Below are 16,638 nucleotides of genomic sequence, written 5' to 3' on the forward strand. Positions count from 1 at the left end.
GCGTACGCGTCAGGTCGAGTCGGGACGACTCAGGCGTTCTCCTCGCCCAGGATCGAGCGGAGCCGCTTCGGAGCAGGCGACTCGTCCGAGGCGGGGGCGACGGTGTCGCCCGGGACCTGGAGAGCGTCGAGCTGCTGGGTGAAGTAGCTCTTGAGGCGGGAGCGGTACTCACGCTCGAACGACCGGAGGTTCTCGACCTCGGCGCTGAGCTTGTCCCGCTCCTTCTCGAGGTCGCCGAACAGCTGCGTACGACGCTCGGCGGTCTCGCCGTCCAGCATCTCGGCACGCGTGCGAGCGTCGGCCTCGAGCCGGTCGGCCTTGCCCTTCGCCTCGTTCTCGAGCCGCTCGGCCTTGCCCTTGGCCTCACCGACGAGACGGTCGGCCTCGGCCTTGGCCTCCTCGACGAGCTCGTCGGCGTTGCGGGTCGCGATCTCGAGCAGCCGGGCCGCGGCGTTGGACGCCTCGGGGACCGTCTCGACGCGGATCGTCTCGATGCCACCGGAGGTGGCAGCCGGCGCCGGGGCGGCCACGACCGGCGCCACGACGGGCTCCGGCTCGGGCTCCTCGGCCACAGGGGCAACGACGGGCGGCTCGGGCTGCGCGGGGGTCACCTGGGTCGGCGCGTTGTAGGAGTCGAACCCACCAGCCGTCCCGGATCCGCCCGACTGGGCCGCAGCGAGCTTCGCGCGCAGGTCGTCGTTCTCCTGGGTCAACCGAGCGAGCTCGGCCTCGACCTCATCGAGGAACTGGTCGACCTCGCCCATGTCGTAGCCCTCGCGGAGCCGGACCGGCGTAAAGCGCTTGTTGCTCACGTCCTCGGGCGTCAGCGGCATGACCTCACCTATCTTCGATTCCTCGGAAAGACTGTCGTCCCGCACCTTAGCGCCTGTCACATGAGTATCGGCAGTCGTCACGACGTGACAGACGCCGCGGAACCCCGGGCGCGCCTCAGAAGAGCAGCAGGTTGCGGTTCAGCGAGAGGGCGACGTACGCCAGGATCATGACGAGCAGAAAGCTGATGTCCAGGGAGAAATTGCCGATCCGGACCGGCTTGATGATCCGTCGGAAGCCGTTGATCGGCGGGTCCGTGGCCGTGTAGGCACCCTCGAGGAGCACCAGCAGCACGCCGCGGGGCTCCCAGGAACGCGCGAACGCCTGCACCCAGTCGGTGATCAGGCGGATCCAGAGCAGCCCGATGAAGACGAACAGCACCGCCTCGATGATCTCCCCCACCACAGTCACGGCACCATCCTAGGGAAACGTCGGTAGCGATCGTGTCCCGGTCGCGCCACGGCTTGCCGCCGCGCGAAGGCAGGACCTACGGGAGCCAACCGCGCGTCGTAGCGGTCGGCAGCGCGGCGCCGTCGGCGTCGAGGCCGGGTGCGCGGAACGAGGCGACGGAGGGAGCGAGGAACGAGCGACCGGAGGAGCCGAGCTCCGCAAACCCGGCGAGACGCCGATCAGCGGCGACGCGCTCGACCGCTACGACTGGTTGAAGAACCCTCCGTCGGCGATGCGCTGCTTGTCCTCGGCGGCGACCGAGACGTTCGGCGGCGACAGCAGGAACACCTTGTTGGTGACGCGCTCGATGCTGCCGCGGGTGGCGAAGATCAGGCCGGCCGCGAAGTCGACGAGCCGCTTGGCGTCGGTGTCGTCCATCTCGGACAGGTTCATGATGACCGGGGTGCCGTCACGGTAGGACTCCCCCACGGCGCGCGCCTCGTTGTAGGTGCGCGGGTGCAGGGTGGTGATCCGGGAGAGCTCGGCGACGACCGACTGGGCGGCCGCGGGAGCCGCTGCGGGCGTACGACGACGCTCGCTGATGTCGGCGATCGAGGCGCTGCGCACGGGGCGCGCTGCGGGCCGAGCCGCCGGACGTGACTCGCCGACCGCCTCAGCGCGGTCGTACTCGTCGTACTCGTCGTAGCTGGTGTCCTCGAGCAGGCCGAGGTACTCACCCATCCTGCGCATCACACCGCTCATGGCACTTGCCTCCGAATCTCGGCCCCCTCCGGGACCAGTGGTCGTGTTGGGGACATTACTGGACCGAGGGCCTCGATCCGAGGACCGCGGACCCGACGCGCACGTGTGTCGCACCGGCCGCGACGGCCTGCTCGAGGTCGCCGCTCATGCCGGCCGACAGCCAGGTGGCGGCGGGGTGGTCGAGGAGGAATCCCTGGCGGATCTCCCCGAGCCGGGAGAACGCAGCCGCGGGGTCCTCGCCCAGCGGCGCGACGGCCATGAGCCCGCGCAACCTGAGCTCCTCGAGGCCGTCCACGGCAGCAGCCAGGGAGCCCAGCTCGACGGGGTCGACGCCGGCCCGGTGGTCGCTCCCGGCCGGGTCGAGGCTGACCTGCAGCAGCACGTCGAGCGGCCGGCCGCGCTCGGCGGCACCCCGCGCGAGCCGCGGCACCAGCTCGGGGCGGTCGACGGACTCGACGACGTCGGCGTACCGCGCCACGGCGGCGGCCTTGTTCTTCTGCAACCCACCGATGAAGTGCCAGCGCAGGCTCAGGTCGGCACACTCGGCCTGCTTGGCCTCGGCCTCCTGGTGGCGGTTCTCCCCCACGTCGGTGACGCCGAGACCGGCGAGCAGGCGCACGTCGCTCGCTGGGAAGAACTTGGTGACGACGGTGAGAGCGACCTCGGCGCGATCGCGTCCGACGGCCGCGCACGCCGCGTCGATGCGGGCACTCGTCGCGTCCAGGCCGGCGCGCAGCTCGTCGACGCGGCTCATCGGATCCACACCAGCCCGGCGATCCGGCCCGACGCGACCCCGTCACGGCGGTAGGAGTGGAACCGGTCGTCCTCCAGGGTGCAGCCCGGCACCCGCTCGGAGGGTACGCCGGCGGCGGCCAGCTGGGCCTCGACGCCGGCGCCCAGGTCGAGGGCGGGCGTGCCCCAGGACGTCTCGGCGTACGTCGCCGGGACGGTGGCGGCGACCTCCTCGCGCATCGCGGCGGGCACCTCGTAGCAGCGCCCGCAGATGTGCGGGCCGATCCAGGCACGGATGTCATTGGCACCGAGCTCACGCATCCGCGCGACCGTGGCGGTGACGACGTCGAGCTCGACGCCGCGACGGCCGGCGTGCGCGGCGCCCACGACGCCTGCGGCGGGGTCGGCCAGGAGGACGGGGACACAGTCGGCGACCCGGATCATCAGCCCGGTCCCGGGCCGTGCGGTCACCAGCGCGTCGCCGTCGGGCACCTCGTCAGCGGGCCCGGCGAGCGGCTCGTCGACGACGGTCACCACCTCGTCGCCGTGCACCTGGTTGAGCCGCGCGAACGGCACGTCGGCGAGCTCGACGACGTTCGCGAGCGCGTCCGCGAAGCCGGGCCGCCTGCCCTGCAGGTCGAGCGAGGCGTCGGTGAACGCGACCTCGACCCGGGCCCCCTCCTGGGAGCCCGGGTCGAGCGACACACGGAATGCGAACACAGAACCTCGGGGAGCTACTTGAGGAAGTCCGGGATGTCGAGGTCGTCGTCGAAGTCGACCGACGGCGTCGACGGGGCCGACGGCGCCGGCTGACGTACGCCGACCGGCTCCGGCTCCGCGACGGGCTGCTCGGGCGCGGACTCGCGCACGGCCGTCGGGTTCTGCTCCTCGCGACGGGTGGCGGCGGCCGAGGCCACGGACCGGGTCTCCTCCTGCGCGGGCCGGCGCAGGGCCGTGCCCTCCTCGCGACGCTTCGGCAGACCGCCGTCGAAGCCGGCGGCGATGACGGTCACCCGCACCTCGTCACCGAGCGCGTCGTCGATGATCGTGCCGAAGATGATGTTGGCGTCGGGGTGCACCGCGTCGGCGACCATCGCGGCAGCGTCGTTGATCTCGAAGATGCCGAGGTCGGAGCCACCGGCGATCGAGAGCAGCACACCGTGCGCGCCGTCGATGCTGGCCTCGAGCAGCGGGCTGGACACGGCCATCTCCGCGGCCGCCACCGCACGGTCCTCGCCGCGGGCCGAGCCGATGCCCATCAGCGCCGAGCCGGCGTTGCTCATGACCGCCTTGACGTCGGCGAAGTCGACGTTGATCAGACCCGGGGTCGTGATCAGGTCGGTGATGCCGGAGACACCCTGCAGCAGGACCTGGTCGGCCTGGCGGAAGGCGTCCATGACCGAGACGTTGCGGTCCGAGATCTGCAGCAGCCGGTCGTTGGGGATGACGATGAGGGTGTCGACCTCCTCACGGAGGCGCTCGATGCCGTCGTCGGCCGACTTCTTGCGGCGGGCGCCCTCGAACTGGAAGGGCCGGGTGACCACACCGATGGTCAGCGCGCCGAGGCTGCGGGCGATCCGCGCGACGACCGGAGCACCACCGGTGCCGGTGCCGCCGCCCTCACCGGCGGTCACGAAGACCATGTCGGCGCCCTTGAGCACCTCCTCGATCTCCTCGGCGTGGTCGTCGGCCGCCTTGGCGCCCACGTCCGGGTTGGCGCCGGCGCCGAGGCCCCGGGTGAGCTCACGGCCGATGTCGAGCTTGACGTCGGCATCGCTCATCAGGAGGGCCTGGGCGTCGGTGTTGATCGCGATGAACTCGACCCCCCGCAGCCCGACCTCGATCATCCGGTTGACGGCGTTGACGCCACCGCCACCGATGCCCACCACCTTGATGATGGCCAGGTAGTTCTGTGCTGCTCCCACGGCGGCTCACCTCTCGCAATCTGTCCGTGTGTCTGATGTCTGTGTGTCGTGTCGGGGAAGACCTGGAGGCCTCAACTGTGACCCTCAGCCTGAGGGTTATAGTTATGTCAACCTCGTCGTGGTCACGACAGTAGGCAGCGCGGCGTACCAAAACCGGCAGACACGCCGACGGGCGTGGGTCGGCGGGGGTTTCTTGGCGCTTGTCGGGTGTTGCAACGGCCGACAAGCGCAGGAATCACCGGTCGACCGGGGATTCCTGCACCCCCAGGCTCAGCGGGTGGTGGGCAGCCCCGGCACCGACACGTCGATCGAGTGCGCCTTGGTCTTCAGCAGCGCCAGGAGGACCTTGGCCTTCGCGGTCGACTCCTCCGAGCTCCCCCACAGGACCTTCCGGCCGTCGCGCAGCGACAGTTGGATCCGGTCGATCGTGGCGACCTCGATGTGGTCGACGAGCTTGGCGACCTCCGGCGGAAGGGAGGCCGCGACCTTCGCCCCCTCAGCCAGCGCGTTCGCGTCGGCGGTCGCCCCGGTGTCGATGGCCGGCAGGGCGCCCGGGGTCTTCAGCCGGGGCATGAACGTGACGCCGGAGGCGTCGACCTGCACGTAGAACCGGCCGCGAGCGAGCACCGCGACCGGGGTGCGCTCGGTGACGACGATGCGGACGTCGTGCGGCCAGGAGCGGGAGACGTCGGCCGACTTCACGATGGCGAGCGCCTCGACGCGCTGCTGGATCGCCTGGAGGTCCTCGCGCGCCAGCGGACCTCCGGTGGGTACCTCGGCGGCGCCGAGCACCTGCTCCTTGCTGAGCTGCTGGATGCCTGCGACCTGGACACCCTCGGTGCGCAGCCACGGCGAGAAGTAGACGGCGTACACGGCGAAGCCGGCGAGGAGGAGTGCCACGACGGCGAGCAGGACGTAGCGCCAGGTCAGCCAGCGACGGCCCCACTGCCGGCGCTGGAAGCGTCGACGCGAGCTGTCCTGGGGCGACCGCGGCCGGCGCAGCTCAACCATCGGCGTGCTCCCGGCGCTCCAGCCCGGCGAGGATCTGTGGCGCCAGGGCCGTCACGTCGCCCGCACCGAGGGTCAGCACCACGTCGCCGGGACGCGCCTCCCCCACCAGCAGGGGTACGACGGCCGCCCGGTCCGGGACGAAGCCGACCCGGTCCGCGGGCAGCGGGACAGCCCCGGCCACGAGCGCGCCCGTGACGGCGGGGTCGGGGTCCTCGCGGGCGACGTACACGTCCAGCACGACGACCCGGTCGGCGGCGCCGAGCTCGCGCCCCATCTCCTCGCCGAAGATCCGGGTGCGGGAGACCAGGTGCGGCTGGAAGCAGACGACCAGCCGTCCGCCCGAGACCAGCGAACGCGCGGCCTCGAGGTCACCGCGGATCTCGCTGGGGTGGTGGGCGTAGGAGTCGTAGACCCGCACACCCGCCGCCTCGCCGATCAGCTCCATCCGGCGCTTGGCGCCGCGGTGCCGGCCGAGGCCGCGGATCAGCGCGGCGGGCTCGAGGCCGAGCGAGAGCCCGACGCCGAGGGCGTAGAGGGCGTCCTGCGCGTAGTGGCGGCCGGGGACGGCCAGCTCGACCGTGCCGAGGTCGGTGCCGTCGTACGCGACGGAGAAGCGGGTGCGGCCGGCCTCGACCGCGAGGTCGCTCCCGCGCAGCCGCGCGTCCGGGCCGAAGCCCGCCGTGACGTCGGCCAGCTCGCGCTCCTCGGCGATCGTCACCGGGGCCCGCTGCGCGAACTCGGCGAACGCGGCGTCGTACGCCTCCGCGCTCCCCCAGTGGTCGAGGTGGTCGGCGTCCACGTTCGTGATCACGCCGATCTCGGGCGTGTAGACGAGGAAGGCGCCGTCGGACTCGTCCGCCTCGACCACCGCGACGTCGTCGGCACCGAGCCGGGCGTTCGTCGCGAGGCTCTCGACCTCCGCACCGATCGCGAAGGTCGGGTCGAGCCCCGCCTCCTGCAGCGCCACCACCGTCATCGCGGTGGTGGTCGTCTTGCCGTGCGTGCCGGCGATCGCGACGACCCGCTTGCCCAGCAGCACCGACTGCAGGCCGGCCGAGCGCGGCCAGAGCCGCAGGCCCCGAGCGACCGCCTCCACGATCTCCGGGTTGTCCTCGCGGGCAGCGGTGGTGGCGACGACCGTGTCGACCGCGGCCACGTGCGCGGCGTCGTGGCCGACGTGCACCGTGATGCCCTCGGAGCGCAGTGCTTGCACGACCGCTGAATCGTTGGCGTCGCTGCCGCTGACGGGTACGCCGGCCTGGTGCATCAGCCGCGCGATGCCCGACAGGCCCGCACCGCCGATGCCGACGAAGTGGACCCGTCCCAGCCGGTCAGCCGGGAGGATCTCTGCCGGGACCGGGATCTTCACCGGCCGGCCGCCTCACGGATGATGACGGCCAGCTTGTCGTCGGCGTCGCGCGGCACCAGGTGGGCCGCGGCCCGGCCCATCGCCGCGAGCCGGCCCGGGTCGCCCGCGAGCAGCGGGACGGTGTCGGCGACGTAGTCGGCGGAGAAGTCGGCGTCCGAGCGGATGAGCGCTCCGCCCGCGTCGACCACCGGCTGGGCGTTGCGCGCCTGCTCGCCGTTGCCGATGGCGAGCGGCACGAAGATGGCGGGTACGCCGGTCGCGGCGGCCTCGACCACGCTGGACGCACCGGCCCGGCAGACCATCAGGTCGGCGGCCGCCAGCGCGTAGTCCATCCGGTCGACGAACGGCACGATGACGTACGGCGTCCCGCTCGGCGCCGGGGCGACCCAGTCGGGGTCCTCGGTGCCCTTCGGGCCGACGACGTGCAGCACCTGCACGCCCGCGGCGCCCAGCACGGGAGCCGCGCCGGCCACCGCTCGGTTGAGCCGCCACGCGCCCTGCGAGCCGCCCGTCACCACCAGGGTGGGGCGGTCGGGGTCAAGGCCGAAGAACGCGCGTGCCTCGGCCCGCAGCGCGGCCCGGTCGAGCGTCGAGATCATCCGCCGAAGCGGCAGGCCGACGTACTCGGCGTTCTTGAGGGGGGTGTCCGGGAAGCTGACGGCGACCCGGTCGGCGACCCGGGCGCCGACCTTGTTGGCGATGCCGGGCAGGGCGTTCTGCTCGTGCACCACCAGGGGCAGCTTGCGGCGCCGGGCGGCCAGGTAGGCCGGCATCGAGACGTAGCCGCCGTAGCCGACGATGACGTCGGGCTGGATCCGGTCGACGACCTCGAGGGTCGCCTTGACCGCACCGCGCAGCCGGGCAGGGACCCGGGCGAGGTCGGCGTTGGGCTTGCGCGGCAGCGGCACCGGCGGCACGAGCTCGAGCGGGTAGCCGGCCGCGGGGACCACGGTGTTCTCCAGGCCGCGCGGCGTGCCGAGGCACGTGATCTCGACGTCCGGGTCGAGCCGGCGCAGCGCATCGGCGGTCGCCAGCAGGGGCGAGGTGTGCCCGGCCGTACCCCCACCTGCCAGGAGAACCTTCAACGCGCCGCCTTCTGCTTGTCCCGGCGCTTCTGGGCCAGCGCGCGTGCCGCGGCCGGCTCGCGTCGGGCGAAACCGATCACCAGACCAAGTGCGGTCAGGGTGGGGACAAGGCTAGATCCGCCGTACGAGACCAGCGGCAGCGGGATGCCGATGACCGGCAGCAGCGCGAGCACCATGCCGATGTTGATCATCATCTGGCCGAGCAGCCACACCGCGATGCCGAAGCTCGCGTAGCGGATGAACGGGTCCTTGGTCTCGCGCGCGACGCGGATGATGGCGTAGGCGATCACAAGGAACAGGCCGATGACCAGCAGCGTGCCCACCAGTCCGAGCTCCTCGCCGAGCACGGCGAAGATGAAGTCGGTGTGCGCCTCGGGCAGGTTGCCCCACTTCTGCTGGCTGGCGCCGATGCCCTCGCCGAGGACGCCGCCGCGAGCCAGGGCGAACAGGCCGTGCACGGCCTGCCAGCCGGTCGAGTGGTACTCCGAGAGCGGGTCCGTGAAGTTCGTGAGCCGGGCCATGCGGGTCGGGTCCGTCGCCACGAGCGCGCCGGCGAGCAGGCCGACGCCGAGGATGGCCGCTCCGAAGATCCGGCCCGGCGCCCCGACCACCCAGAGCATCCCCGCGAGGATCGCGAAGAAGACCAGGGTCGTGCCGAGGTCGTCACCGACCAGCACCAGCCCCATGGCGATCGCCATGCCGGGGACCACCGGGATCACGATCTCGTGCAGCCGGGTCAGCCGGCGCTCCTTGATCGCGTAGATGTGCGCCGCCCAGATGATGAGCGCGAACTTCGCGATCTCGGAGGGCTGGATCTGCAGCGGGCCGAGGACCAGCCAGTTGGTGTTGCCGTTGACCGAGCGGCCCATCACCGCGGTGAGGCCGAGCAGGACCAGCGAGATCGCGAAACCGGGGTAGACCAGGCCGCGCAGCCACTTGAGCGACACCCGGGACGCGAAGTACGCGCACGGGATCGCCAGGAGCAGCCACATCGCCTGGCGCTCGACGACCGTGTAGGAGCTGCCGGTGTAGTGGAAGGAGTACACGCTCGACGCGCTCATCACCATGATCAGGCCGATGGTGAGCAGCAGCGCGACGGAGCCCAGCAGCAGGTAGTACGTCGTCAGCGGCCGCTCGAGCGCGGCCTGGGCCGACGCCACCCAGCGCGAGCGCGCGGGCGAGAGCCGGGACAGCACGGTAAGCCGGATCCCCTTGAACCGGGGCCGCTCGGGCGAGACGGCGGTGATGGCGATCCCCTCCGTTCGCGGTACGTCGTCAGCTGGTGTGCTCCCGGACCGCCGCCGCGAAGGCGTCGCCCCGTGCCTTGTAGTCGGTGAACTGGTCCATCGAGGCGCATCCCGGAGCCAGGAGCACGGTGTCGCCGGGGCGAGCGACCCGAGCCGCCTCCTCGACGACGCGCCGCATCAGGTCAGCACCGTCTACGGCATCAGTCTCGCCGGTGTCGACCACGATGATCGGAACATCCGGAGCGTGTCGCGAAAGCGCATCGGCGATCACGTCCCGGTCGCGGCCGATGAGCACAGCGGCCCGCAGCCGGCCCGCGACCTGCTCGACGAGCTCGTCGAAGGTCGCCCCCTTGGCCAGTCCACCGGCCACCCAGACGACGGGCTCGTACGCGAGCAGCGAGGACTGCGCGGCGTGCGGGTTCGTCGCCTTGGAGTCGTCGACCCAGGTGATGTCGTCGTGGACGGCCACGGTCGCGATCCGGTGCCCGTCCGGCCGGAACGAGCTCAGGCCCTCCCGGACGGCGGACCGGCTGATCCCGTGCGCCCGCGCCAGCGCCGCGGCCGCCAGCGCGTTCGCCACGAAGTGCGGCGCCGGGGAGTAGAGGTCGGCCACGGTGCACAGCTCGGCGGCACTGCGGTGGCGGTCCTCGATGAACGCCCGGTCGACCAGGATGTCCTCGACGACCCCGAGCATGCCGACGCCCGGCGTGCCCAGCGTGAACCCGATCGCCCTCGCCCCCTCGACGACGTCGGCCTCCTCGACGAGTCGTCTCGTCGCCGGGTCCTCGAGGTTGTAGACGCAGGCCCGCTCGACGCCCGTGAAGATGCGGCCCTTGTCGGCGGCGTACGCCGCCATGCCGGCCTCGCCGGGGCCGTACCAGTCCAGGTGGTCCTCGGCGAGGTTCAGCACCGCGGCGGCCTCCGCGGCCATCGAGTCGGTGTAGTGCAGCTGGAAGCTCGACAGCTCGGCGACGATGACGTCGTACGGCTCGGGGTCCATGACCGCCTCCGTGATCGGAAGCCCCACGTTGCCGGCCGCGACGCTGCGCAGCCCGGCAGCACGCATGATCGCGTCGAGCATCTGCACGGTCGTCGTCTTGCCGTTGGTGCCGGTCACGCACAGCCAGGGAGCCGGGTGCGCGGGGTCGCGCAGCCGCCAGGCGAGCTCGACCTCGCCCCAGACCGGGATGCCACGCTCCTGCGCCTGGACGACCAGCGGCGAGTCGGGCCGGAACCCGGGCGAGACGACGAGCAGGTCGACGTCGTCGGGCAGCGTGTCGGTCGCGGCGGAGCCGGACACGAAGACGGCGCCGAGGCTCTCCAGGAGCTCGGCCCGCTGCTGGATCGACGCGGCGACCGAGGCGGTCAGGACCGTGACGTCGGCGCCGAGGAACAGCAGGTTGTCGACCGCGGCGGCGCCGCTGGTGCCGAAGCCCGCAACCACGGCCCGGACGCCGGACCAGCTGTCGTCGCGGCCCAGGGTGAGCGGGCTCGTCACGCCTTCGCCACCCACTCCGCGTAGAACAGGCCGACGCCCGTGGCCACGCAGAGCACGGTGATGATCCAGAACCGGATCACGACCGTCACCTGCTCCCAGCCGAGCATCTCGAAGTGGTGGTGGATGGGGGCCATCCGGAAGATCCGTCTGCCCTTCGTGGCCTTGAAGAAGCCGACCTGGAGCATCACCGAGAGGGTCTCGACGACGAACAGCCCGCCGAGGATCACGAGCAGCAGCTCGGTGTGGGTGAGGATCCCGAAGCCGGCCAGGGCGCTGCCGAGGGCCAGCGAGCCGGTGTCGCCCATGAAGATCTTGGCCGGTGAGGCGTTCCACCACAGGAAGCCCACGCAGCCGCCGGTGATCGCGGCGGCCACGATGGCCAGGTCGAGCGGGTCGCGCACGTTGTAGCAGGCCGCGTGGCTCTCGCCGACGCCCAGCGGCCGCTGGCACCACTGGTTGTTCTGCCAGATGTTGATGAGCGCGTACGCACCGAAGACCATCGCGCTGGCCCCCGCCGCCAGGCCGTCGAGGCCGTCGGTGAGGTTCACCGCGTTGGAGAAGCCGGCGACGTACAGCCAGATCAGGGCGATGGTGAGGACCATCGGGATGCCGAGCCAGCCGATGTCGCGCAGGAAGGACAGGTGCTCCGACGCCGGCGTGACGCCCCGGTCGTCCTCGAGCCACGGCGAGAGCGCGAGACCCGCGAAGACGAGCGCGATGACGGTCTGGCCGACCATCTTGGCCTTGCTGCGCAGACCGAGGTTGCGCTGCTTGTAGATCTTGATGAAGTCGTCGAGGAAGCCCACCAGGCCCATGCCGACGAAGAGGAAGATCAGCAGCAGGGCGGAGGCGCTCGGCTCGCTCCAGGTGATCAGCTTGGCGACGAAGTAGCCCACGACCGCTGACAGGATGATCGCGACGCCGCCCATCGTGGGCGTGCCGCGCTTGGACTGGTGGGTGGTCGGGCCGTCCTCGCGGATCTCCTGGCCGTAGCCCAGGCGGGTGAAGTACGAGATCGCCGTGCGGGTGCCGAGAAGCGAGATCAGCAGCGCGATGCCCCCGCTGAGCAGGATCGCCTTCACCTGGGGGCCTCCTCGGACCGGTCGCTGCCTGGATCGTGCCGGGCGGACGCGAGCAGGTGCTCGGCGATCCACTCCAGCGCGGCGCCACGCGAGGCCTTGACCAGCACGACGTCCGCCGGACCGGCATTCTGCCGCAACCAGGTCAGTGCTTCCGAACGGCCGGGGGTGAGGACCACCTCGATCGGCGCTCCGGCGAGGTCGGCGGCCATCGGTGCGGCCGCCTCACCGACGACCACGAGGACGTCGATGCCGAGCTCGGCCGCGGCGCGTCCGACCGCGCGGTGCCCCTCCTCGTGCGCGGACCCCAGCTCGCGCATCTCCCCCAGCACCGCAACGGTACGCCGACCGGACCGCTGCCCCACGGCGACGAGTGCCTCGAGACCGGCCCGCATGGACTCGGGGTTGGCGTTGTAGGAGTCGTTGATCACGACCAGGCCGTCGGACCGCTCGGAGAGCTCCATCCGCCAGCGGCTCGCTGACACGGCCTGCGACAACGCCAGCGCGACCTCGTCCGGCCCGAACCCCGCGGAGACCGCCATGGCCGCGGCGGCCGTCGCGTTCGCGACCTGGTGGGCACCGATCTGGCGAAGCCGGACGGGGGTCCAGTGCGCGCCCTGGCGTCCGTCGTCGTACCCCAGCTCGAACCGGGGGCGGCCGAGCTCGTCCAGCTCCAGGTCGCGCCAGACGAGCATCCCGGCAGCACCGAAGGTCAGCACCGGGGCTGGGGTGCGGGCCGCCATCGCGGCCACGAGCGGGTCGTCCGCGTTGAGCACCGCGGTACCGTCCGCCGGCAGCGCCTCGACGATCTCCCCCTTGGCCCGGGCGATCGCCTCCTTGCCGCCGAACTCGCCGATGTGGGCGGTGCCGACGTTGAGCACCGCGGCGATCCGCGGCGGCGCGATGCCGCAGAGGTAGGCGATGTGACCGATCCCGCGCGCGCCCATCTCCAGCACGAGGAACCGGGTGCGCCTCGTGGCACCGAGCGCGGTCAGCGGGACGCCGAGCTCGTTGTTGTGGTTGGCGGCGGTCGCGACGACCGCGTCCGCGCCGGCGAGCGTGGAGAGCACGGAGGCCAGGTAGTCCTTCGTGCCCGTCTTGCCCTGCGAGCCGGTGAGCGCGACGACCGTGAGACCCGGCGCCAGGTCGTCGACGACGTGCCGGGCGAGCCGGCCGAGCGCGACGACCGGGTCGTCGACCACCACGGTCGGACGGTCGGTGGGGCGGCTGCCGAGCACGGCGTGGGCGTCGGCGACGTAGTCGTGACCGTCGACGCGCTCCCCCACGACGGCCACGAAGAGCCCGCCGGCGATGGCCTCCCGGCTGTCGACGTACGCCGGCGCGTCGACCACCAGGTCGGCGGGACCGTGCAGCACGCCACCCACCGCCTCGGCGATCGCGGCGAGGGTCATCGGGATCATCGGGCACCTCCCGGGATCTCCCGGAGCACCTCGCGCGCCACCTCGCGGTCGTCGAAGGGGTGCACCACGCCGTTGATCTCCTGGCCGGTCTCGTGGCCCTTGCCCGCGATGACGACGACGTCCCCGGCGCGCGCGTCGTGGAGGACCGTGGCGATCGCGTCGCGACGGTCACCGATCTCAGAGACCTCGGCCGCACCGTCCGCGGCACCGGCGAGCACCTCGGCGCGGATGTCGGCCGGCCGCTCGGTGCGCGGGTTGTCGTCGGTCACGACGACCACGTCGGCCAGGCGGGCGGCGATCTCGCCCATGAGCGGGCGCTTGCCGCGGTCGCGGTCACCACCCGCACCGATGACGATGATCAGCCGGCCGGCCGTCACGGGCCGCAACGTGGCGAGCACCGCCTCGACCGCGTCCGGCTTGTGGGCGTAGTCGACGAAGACGTCGAAGTCCTGACCCGCGTCGATCCGCTCCAGTCGTCCGGGGACTCCCCCGCCGGCGGCGATCCCGCGCGCGACCGCCTCCACGTCGAAGCCCGCCTCGGCCGCCGCGGCGACGGCTGCCAGGGCGTTGACGACGTTGAACTCCCCCGGGAGCGGTACGCCGGCGGCGACCCGCGCACCGTCCGGGGTCATGACCGTGAAGTCGGTGCCGTCCGCCCGCGGGTGGAGGTCGACCGCCCGCCAGTCGGCCTCGCCGGCGAGCGACAGGGTCCGCATCGGGATGGTGGCCTCGGCGGCGAGCCGCCGCCCGTGCTCGTCGTCGACGAAGGTCAGGCCGAGCCGGGCGCGCTCCGGCGTGAACAGCGACGCCTTGGCGGCGTAGTAGTCCTCGATGTCCTTGTGGAAGTCCAGGTGGTCGCGCCCCAGGTTGAGGAAGACGGCGACGTCGAACACCACGCCGTCGACCCGCCCCATCACCAGCGCGTGGCTGGAGACCTCCATCGCGCAGGCCTGCACCGACTCCTCGCGCATGACGGCGAACAGCCCGTGCAGGTCCGGCGCCTCGGGCGTGGTGAGGGCGGTCTTGACGTCCTCGCCGGCGATCCGGGTGCCGACGGTGCCGACGACGGCCGAGCGGATGCCCGCGGCCGTGAACCCGCCGTCGAGGAGCCGGGTCGTGGTGGTCTTGCCCTGGGTGCCGGTGACGCCGATCATCCGCATGGCACCGGCCGGATCGGCGTACACGGCGGCGCTGAGGACACCGAGCACCTCCCGCGGTCTCGGTACGACGAGCGCGGGCAACCCCGCCGCGGCCGCGGGCTCCGCGCCCTCGGCGTCGGTCAGCACCGCGACCGCGCCCGCGGCCACGGCCTGGGGCAGGAACGTGGCGCCGTGCGCGGTGGCGCCGGGCAGCGCGGCATAGAGGTCGCCCGGCCGGACGCGCCGCGAGTCCAGGCAGATGCCGGTGACCGCGACCTCGGCCGCCGGCGGCGCGACGCCCAACCGCGCCGCCAGGTCGGCCAGCGTGACGGGCTGCGGCCGACGCGGCCGGGTCGGGACGGTGTCCGGGCTCACCATTCGACGGGAATCTTGGACGCCTTGGCCCCGCTCGGCGCGACGCCGTAGCGAGCCAGGGCGTGCGCCATCAGCTTGGAGAAGACCGGGCCGGCGGTGCTGCCGCCGCCGCTGCCCGCGCGCGGCGACTTGATCACCACGTAGATGGTGAAGCGCGGGTTGTCGGCCGGCGCGAAGCCCGCGAAGGACACCGTGGTGCGGTCGTACTTCCCGGACGGACCGACCTCCTGGGCGGTGCCGGTCTTGCCGGCGACGACGTAGCCGGGCACCTGGGCGAGCGGCGCGACGCCGGCGTTCGGGTCGACGACCCGCTCCATCATGTGCGTCATCTTCTGGGCGGTCTGCGGGGCGATCACCTGCCGTACGGCGGCGTCGGCGCTGCCGACGGTCTGACCCGCGTCGTTGGTGGCCGCGCCGAGGACCAGGCTCGGTGCGATGTACTCGCCGCCGTTCGCGATCGAGTTGACCGCGCTGATCTCCTGCAGCGCGTTCACCGAGAGCGACTGGCCGAACGCGATCCGGTCCTTGATGCCCTGGGTCCACTGGCCCAGGCTCGGGAGGATGCCCGGCGACTCACCCGTGAGGCCGACGTCGGTGCGCTGGCCCAGGCCGAACTCGGTGAGGTAGTGGCGCATCAGGCCCGCGTTGAGGCGGGACGAGGCGAGCACCGTGCCGACGTTCGAGGACTTCGCGATGACGCCCGCGAGGGTCAGGTTCAGCAGCCCGTGCGGCCAGTAGTCGTGGATCGTGCGGTCCTCGACCTTGATCGCGCCCGGGACCCGCAACCGGGTGCCGGGACCGATGGACGGCTTGGCGTCCATGAGGGCGCTCAGGGTGAGCGTCTTCTCGACCGAGCCCGGCTCGTACACGTCGGTGAGCGCCGCCGAGCGGTAGAGGCTGTGGTCGTACTCCTTCGGCAGCGAGGCGTCGTACGTCGGGTAGTCGGCCAGCGCGAGCACCTGACCGGTCCGGGTGTCCATCACGATCGCGATGCCGGACTTCGCCGCCGCGCCGCGGACCGCCTGTTGCAGGACGCGCTGCGTGTAGAACTGCATGTTCGCGTCGAGGGTCGTGGTGAGGTTCTGGCCGTTCACCGGCGGGTTCGTGGTGTTGTCGCCGAGCGGGATCTCGTTGCCCGCGCCGACCTCGTAGCGGGCCGAGCCGTCCTTGCCGGACAGCAGGGTGTTGAAGTTCGCCTCGAGCCCGGCCAGCGGGTGCGCGGAGCCGTCGTCGTTCGGCGTACCGAGGAAGCCGACGAGGTTCGCGGCGACGTCCTTCTGCGGGTAGACCCGCAGCGGGTCGTTGTTCGTGAACAGCCCGCCCCAGCCGTGGCTGTCGGCGTCGGCGACCACCGCAGTCGCCTTGGCGGAGGGCACCTGGCGGTCGATGTAGACGAACCGGCTGTTCTTGGTGCGCAGCAGGTTGAGGGTGTCGAAGTAGTCGACGCCGAGCCGGCGGGTGAGGAAGGCGGCCAGCTTGCTGGCGTTCTTCGTCGTCATCGTCGGGTCCGCGACGATCATCAGGCCCGACGCCGACTGCGCCAGCGGCTGGCCGTTGCGGTCCAGGATCGAGCCGCGCGTGGCCGGCAGCACGATCGAGACGCTGCCCTCGCGGGCGGCCATGGCGGCGTACGAGCCCGGGTCGACGGCCTGCAGCTGGATCAGCCGCGCTCCGAAGATCGACAGCACGAACGCGATCACGAGGAACCCGACGCGCAGACGCAACCCCGGCGTCCCGCGACGCATGCCTCCGCGGCGCAGGTTGGTGCTCACTC

15 protein-coding genes are annotated in these 16,638 nt (G+C 72.1%); all 15 read right to left on the reverse strand.

Annotated elements, in window-relative coordinates; all coding sequences use genetic code 11:
• Positions 1–29: 29 nt before the first annotated feature.
• Positions 30–833 carry a DivIVA domain-containing protein gene (locus ACYVAQ_RS10535; protein ID WP_460789077.1) on the reverse strand — a complete coding sequence of 268 codons (804 nt, stop codon included), beginning with the start codon at positions 831–833 and terminating at the stop codon, positions 30–32.
• Positions 834–948: 115 nt separating this feature from the next.
• Positions 949–1,242 (reverse strand): YggT family protein, encoded by a 294-nt coding sequence (locus tag ACYVAQ_RS10540; RefSeq protein ID WP_460789079.1) that lies wholly within the window; start codon positions 1,240–1,242, stop codon positions 949–951.
• A gap of 240 nt (positions 1,243–1,482) precedes the next feature.
• Positions 1,483–1,983: a cell division protein SepF gene (locus ACYVAQ_RS10545; RefSeq protein WP_460789082.1), complete on the reverse strand. Its 501-nt coding sequence runs from the start codon at positions 1,981–1,983 to the stop codon at positions 1,483–1,485.
• A 55-nt stretch (positions 1,984–2,038) separates the two neighbouring features.
• A complete protein-coding gene (locus ACYVAQ_RS10550; RefSeq protein WP_460789084.1) occupies positions 2,039–2,737 on the reverse strand; it encodes a YggS family pyridoxal phosphate-dependent enzyme in 699 nt (232 codons plus the stop codon).
• Complete coding sequence (locus tag ACYVAQ_RS10555; RefSeq protein ID WP_460789086.1) at positions 2,734–3,435, reverse strand: polyphenol oxidase family protein; 702 nt, start codon at positions 3,433–3,435, stop codon at positions 2,734–2,736. Before ACYVAQ_RS10555 ends, ACYVAQ_RS10550 begins: the two co-directional genes overlap by 4 nt.
• 14 nt (positions 3,436–3,449) lie before the next feature.
• On the reverse strand, positions 3,450–4,640 hold the full coding sequence (ftsZ, locus tag ACYVAQ_RS10560; RefSeq protein WP_460789088.1) for a cell division protein FtsZ: 1,191 nt from the start codon (positions 4,638–4,640) through the stop codon (positions 3,450–3,452).
• Between the two features lie 270 nt (positions 4,641–4,910).
• Entirely contained in the window at positions 4,911–5,651 is a 741-nt protein-coding gene (locus ACYVAQ_RS10565) for a cell division protein FtsQ/DivIB (RefSeq protein WP_460789089.1), read from the reverse strand.
• Positions 5,644–7,020, reverse strand: coding sequence for a UDP-N-acetylmuramate--L-alanine ligase (murC, locus tag ACYVAQ_RS10570; RefSeq protein WP_460789091.1), 1,377 nt, complete (start codon positions 7,018–7,020; stop codon positions 5,644–5,646). Before murC ends, ACYVAQ_RS10565 begins: the two co-directional genes overlap by 8 nt.
• Positions 7,017–8,105, reverse strand: coding sequence for an undecaprenyldiphospho-muramoylpentapeptide beta-N-acetylglucosaminyltransferase (murG, locus tag ACYVAQ_RS10575; protein WP_460789093.1), 1,089 nt, complete (start codon positions 8,103–8,105; stop codon positions 7,017–7,019). Before murG ends, murC begins: the two co-directional genes overlap by 4 nt.
• Positions 8,102–9,301 (reverse strand): putative lipid II flippase FtsW, encoded by a 1,200-nt coding sequence (ftsW, locus tag ACYVAQ_RS10580; protein WP_460789095.1) that lies wholly within the window; start codon positions 9,299–9,301, stop codon positions 8,102–8,104. Before ftsW ends, murG begins: the two co-directional genes overlap by 4 nt.
• Before the next feature lie 79 nt (positions 9,302–9,380).
• The gene (gene murD / locus ACYVAQ_RS10585) at positions 9,381–10,850 is read right to left on the reverse strand and encodes a UDP-N-acetylmuramoyl-L-alanine--D-glutamate ligase (RefSeq protein ID WP_460789097.1); all 1,470 of its coding nucleotides are present in this window, start codon (positions 10,848–10,850) and stop codon (positions 9,381–9,383) included.
• Positions 10,847–11,932, reverse strand: a complete 1,086-nt coding sequence (gene mraY, locus ACYVAQ_RS10590; protein WP_460789100.1) for a phospho-N-acetylmuramoyl-pentapeptide-transferase — start codon at positions 11,930–11,932, stop codon at positions 10,847–10,849. Before mraY ends, murD begins: the two co-directional genes overlap by 4 nt.
• Positions 11,929–13,350 carry a UDP-N-acetylmuramoyl-tripeptide--D-alanyl-D-alanine ligase gene (locus ACYVAQ_RS10595; protein ID WP_460789104.1) on the reverse strand — a complete coding sequence of 474 codons (1,422 nt, stop codon included), beginning with the start codon at positions 13,348–13,350 and terminating at the stop codon, positions 11,929–11,931. The genes mraY and ACYVAQ_RS10595 overlap by 4 nt, the downstream gene beginning before the upstream one ends.
• Positions 13,347–14,867, reverse strand: a complete 1,521-nt coding sequence (locus tag ACYVAQ_RS10600; RefSeq protein WP_460789107.1) for a UDP-N-acetylmuramoyl-L-alanyl-D-glutamate--2,6-diaminopimelate ligase — start codon at positions 14,865–14,867, stop codon at positions 13,347–13,349. The genes ACYVAQ_RS10595 and ACYVAQ_RS10600 overlap by 4 nt, the downstream gene beginning before the upstream one ends.
• Positions 14,861–16,636, reverse strand: coding sequence for a peptidoglycan D,D-transpeptidase FtsI family protein (locus tag ACYVAQ_RS10605; protein WP_460789111.1), 1,776 nt, complete (start codon positions 16,634–16,636; stop codon positions 14,861–14,863). Before ACYVAQ_RS10605 ends, ACYVAQ_RS10600 begins: the two co-directional genes overlap by 7 nt.
• Positions 16,637–16,638 lie beyond the last annotated feature (2 nt).

It is taken from the genome of Nocardioides maradonensis (assembly GCF_054777115.1).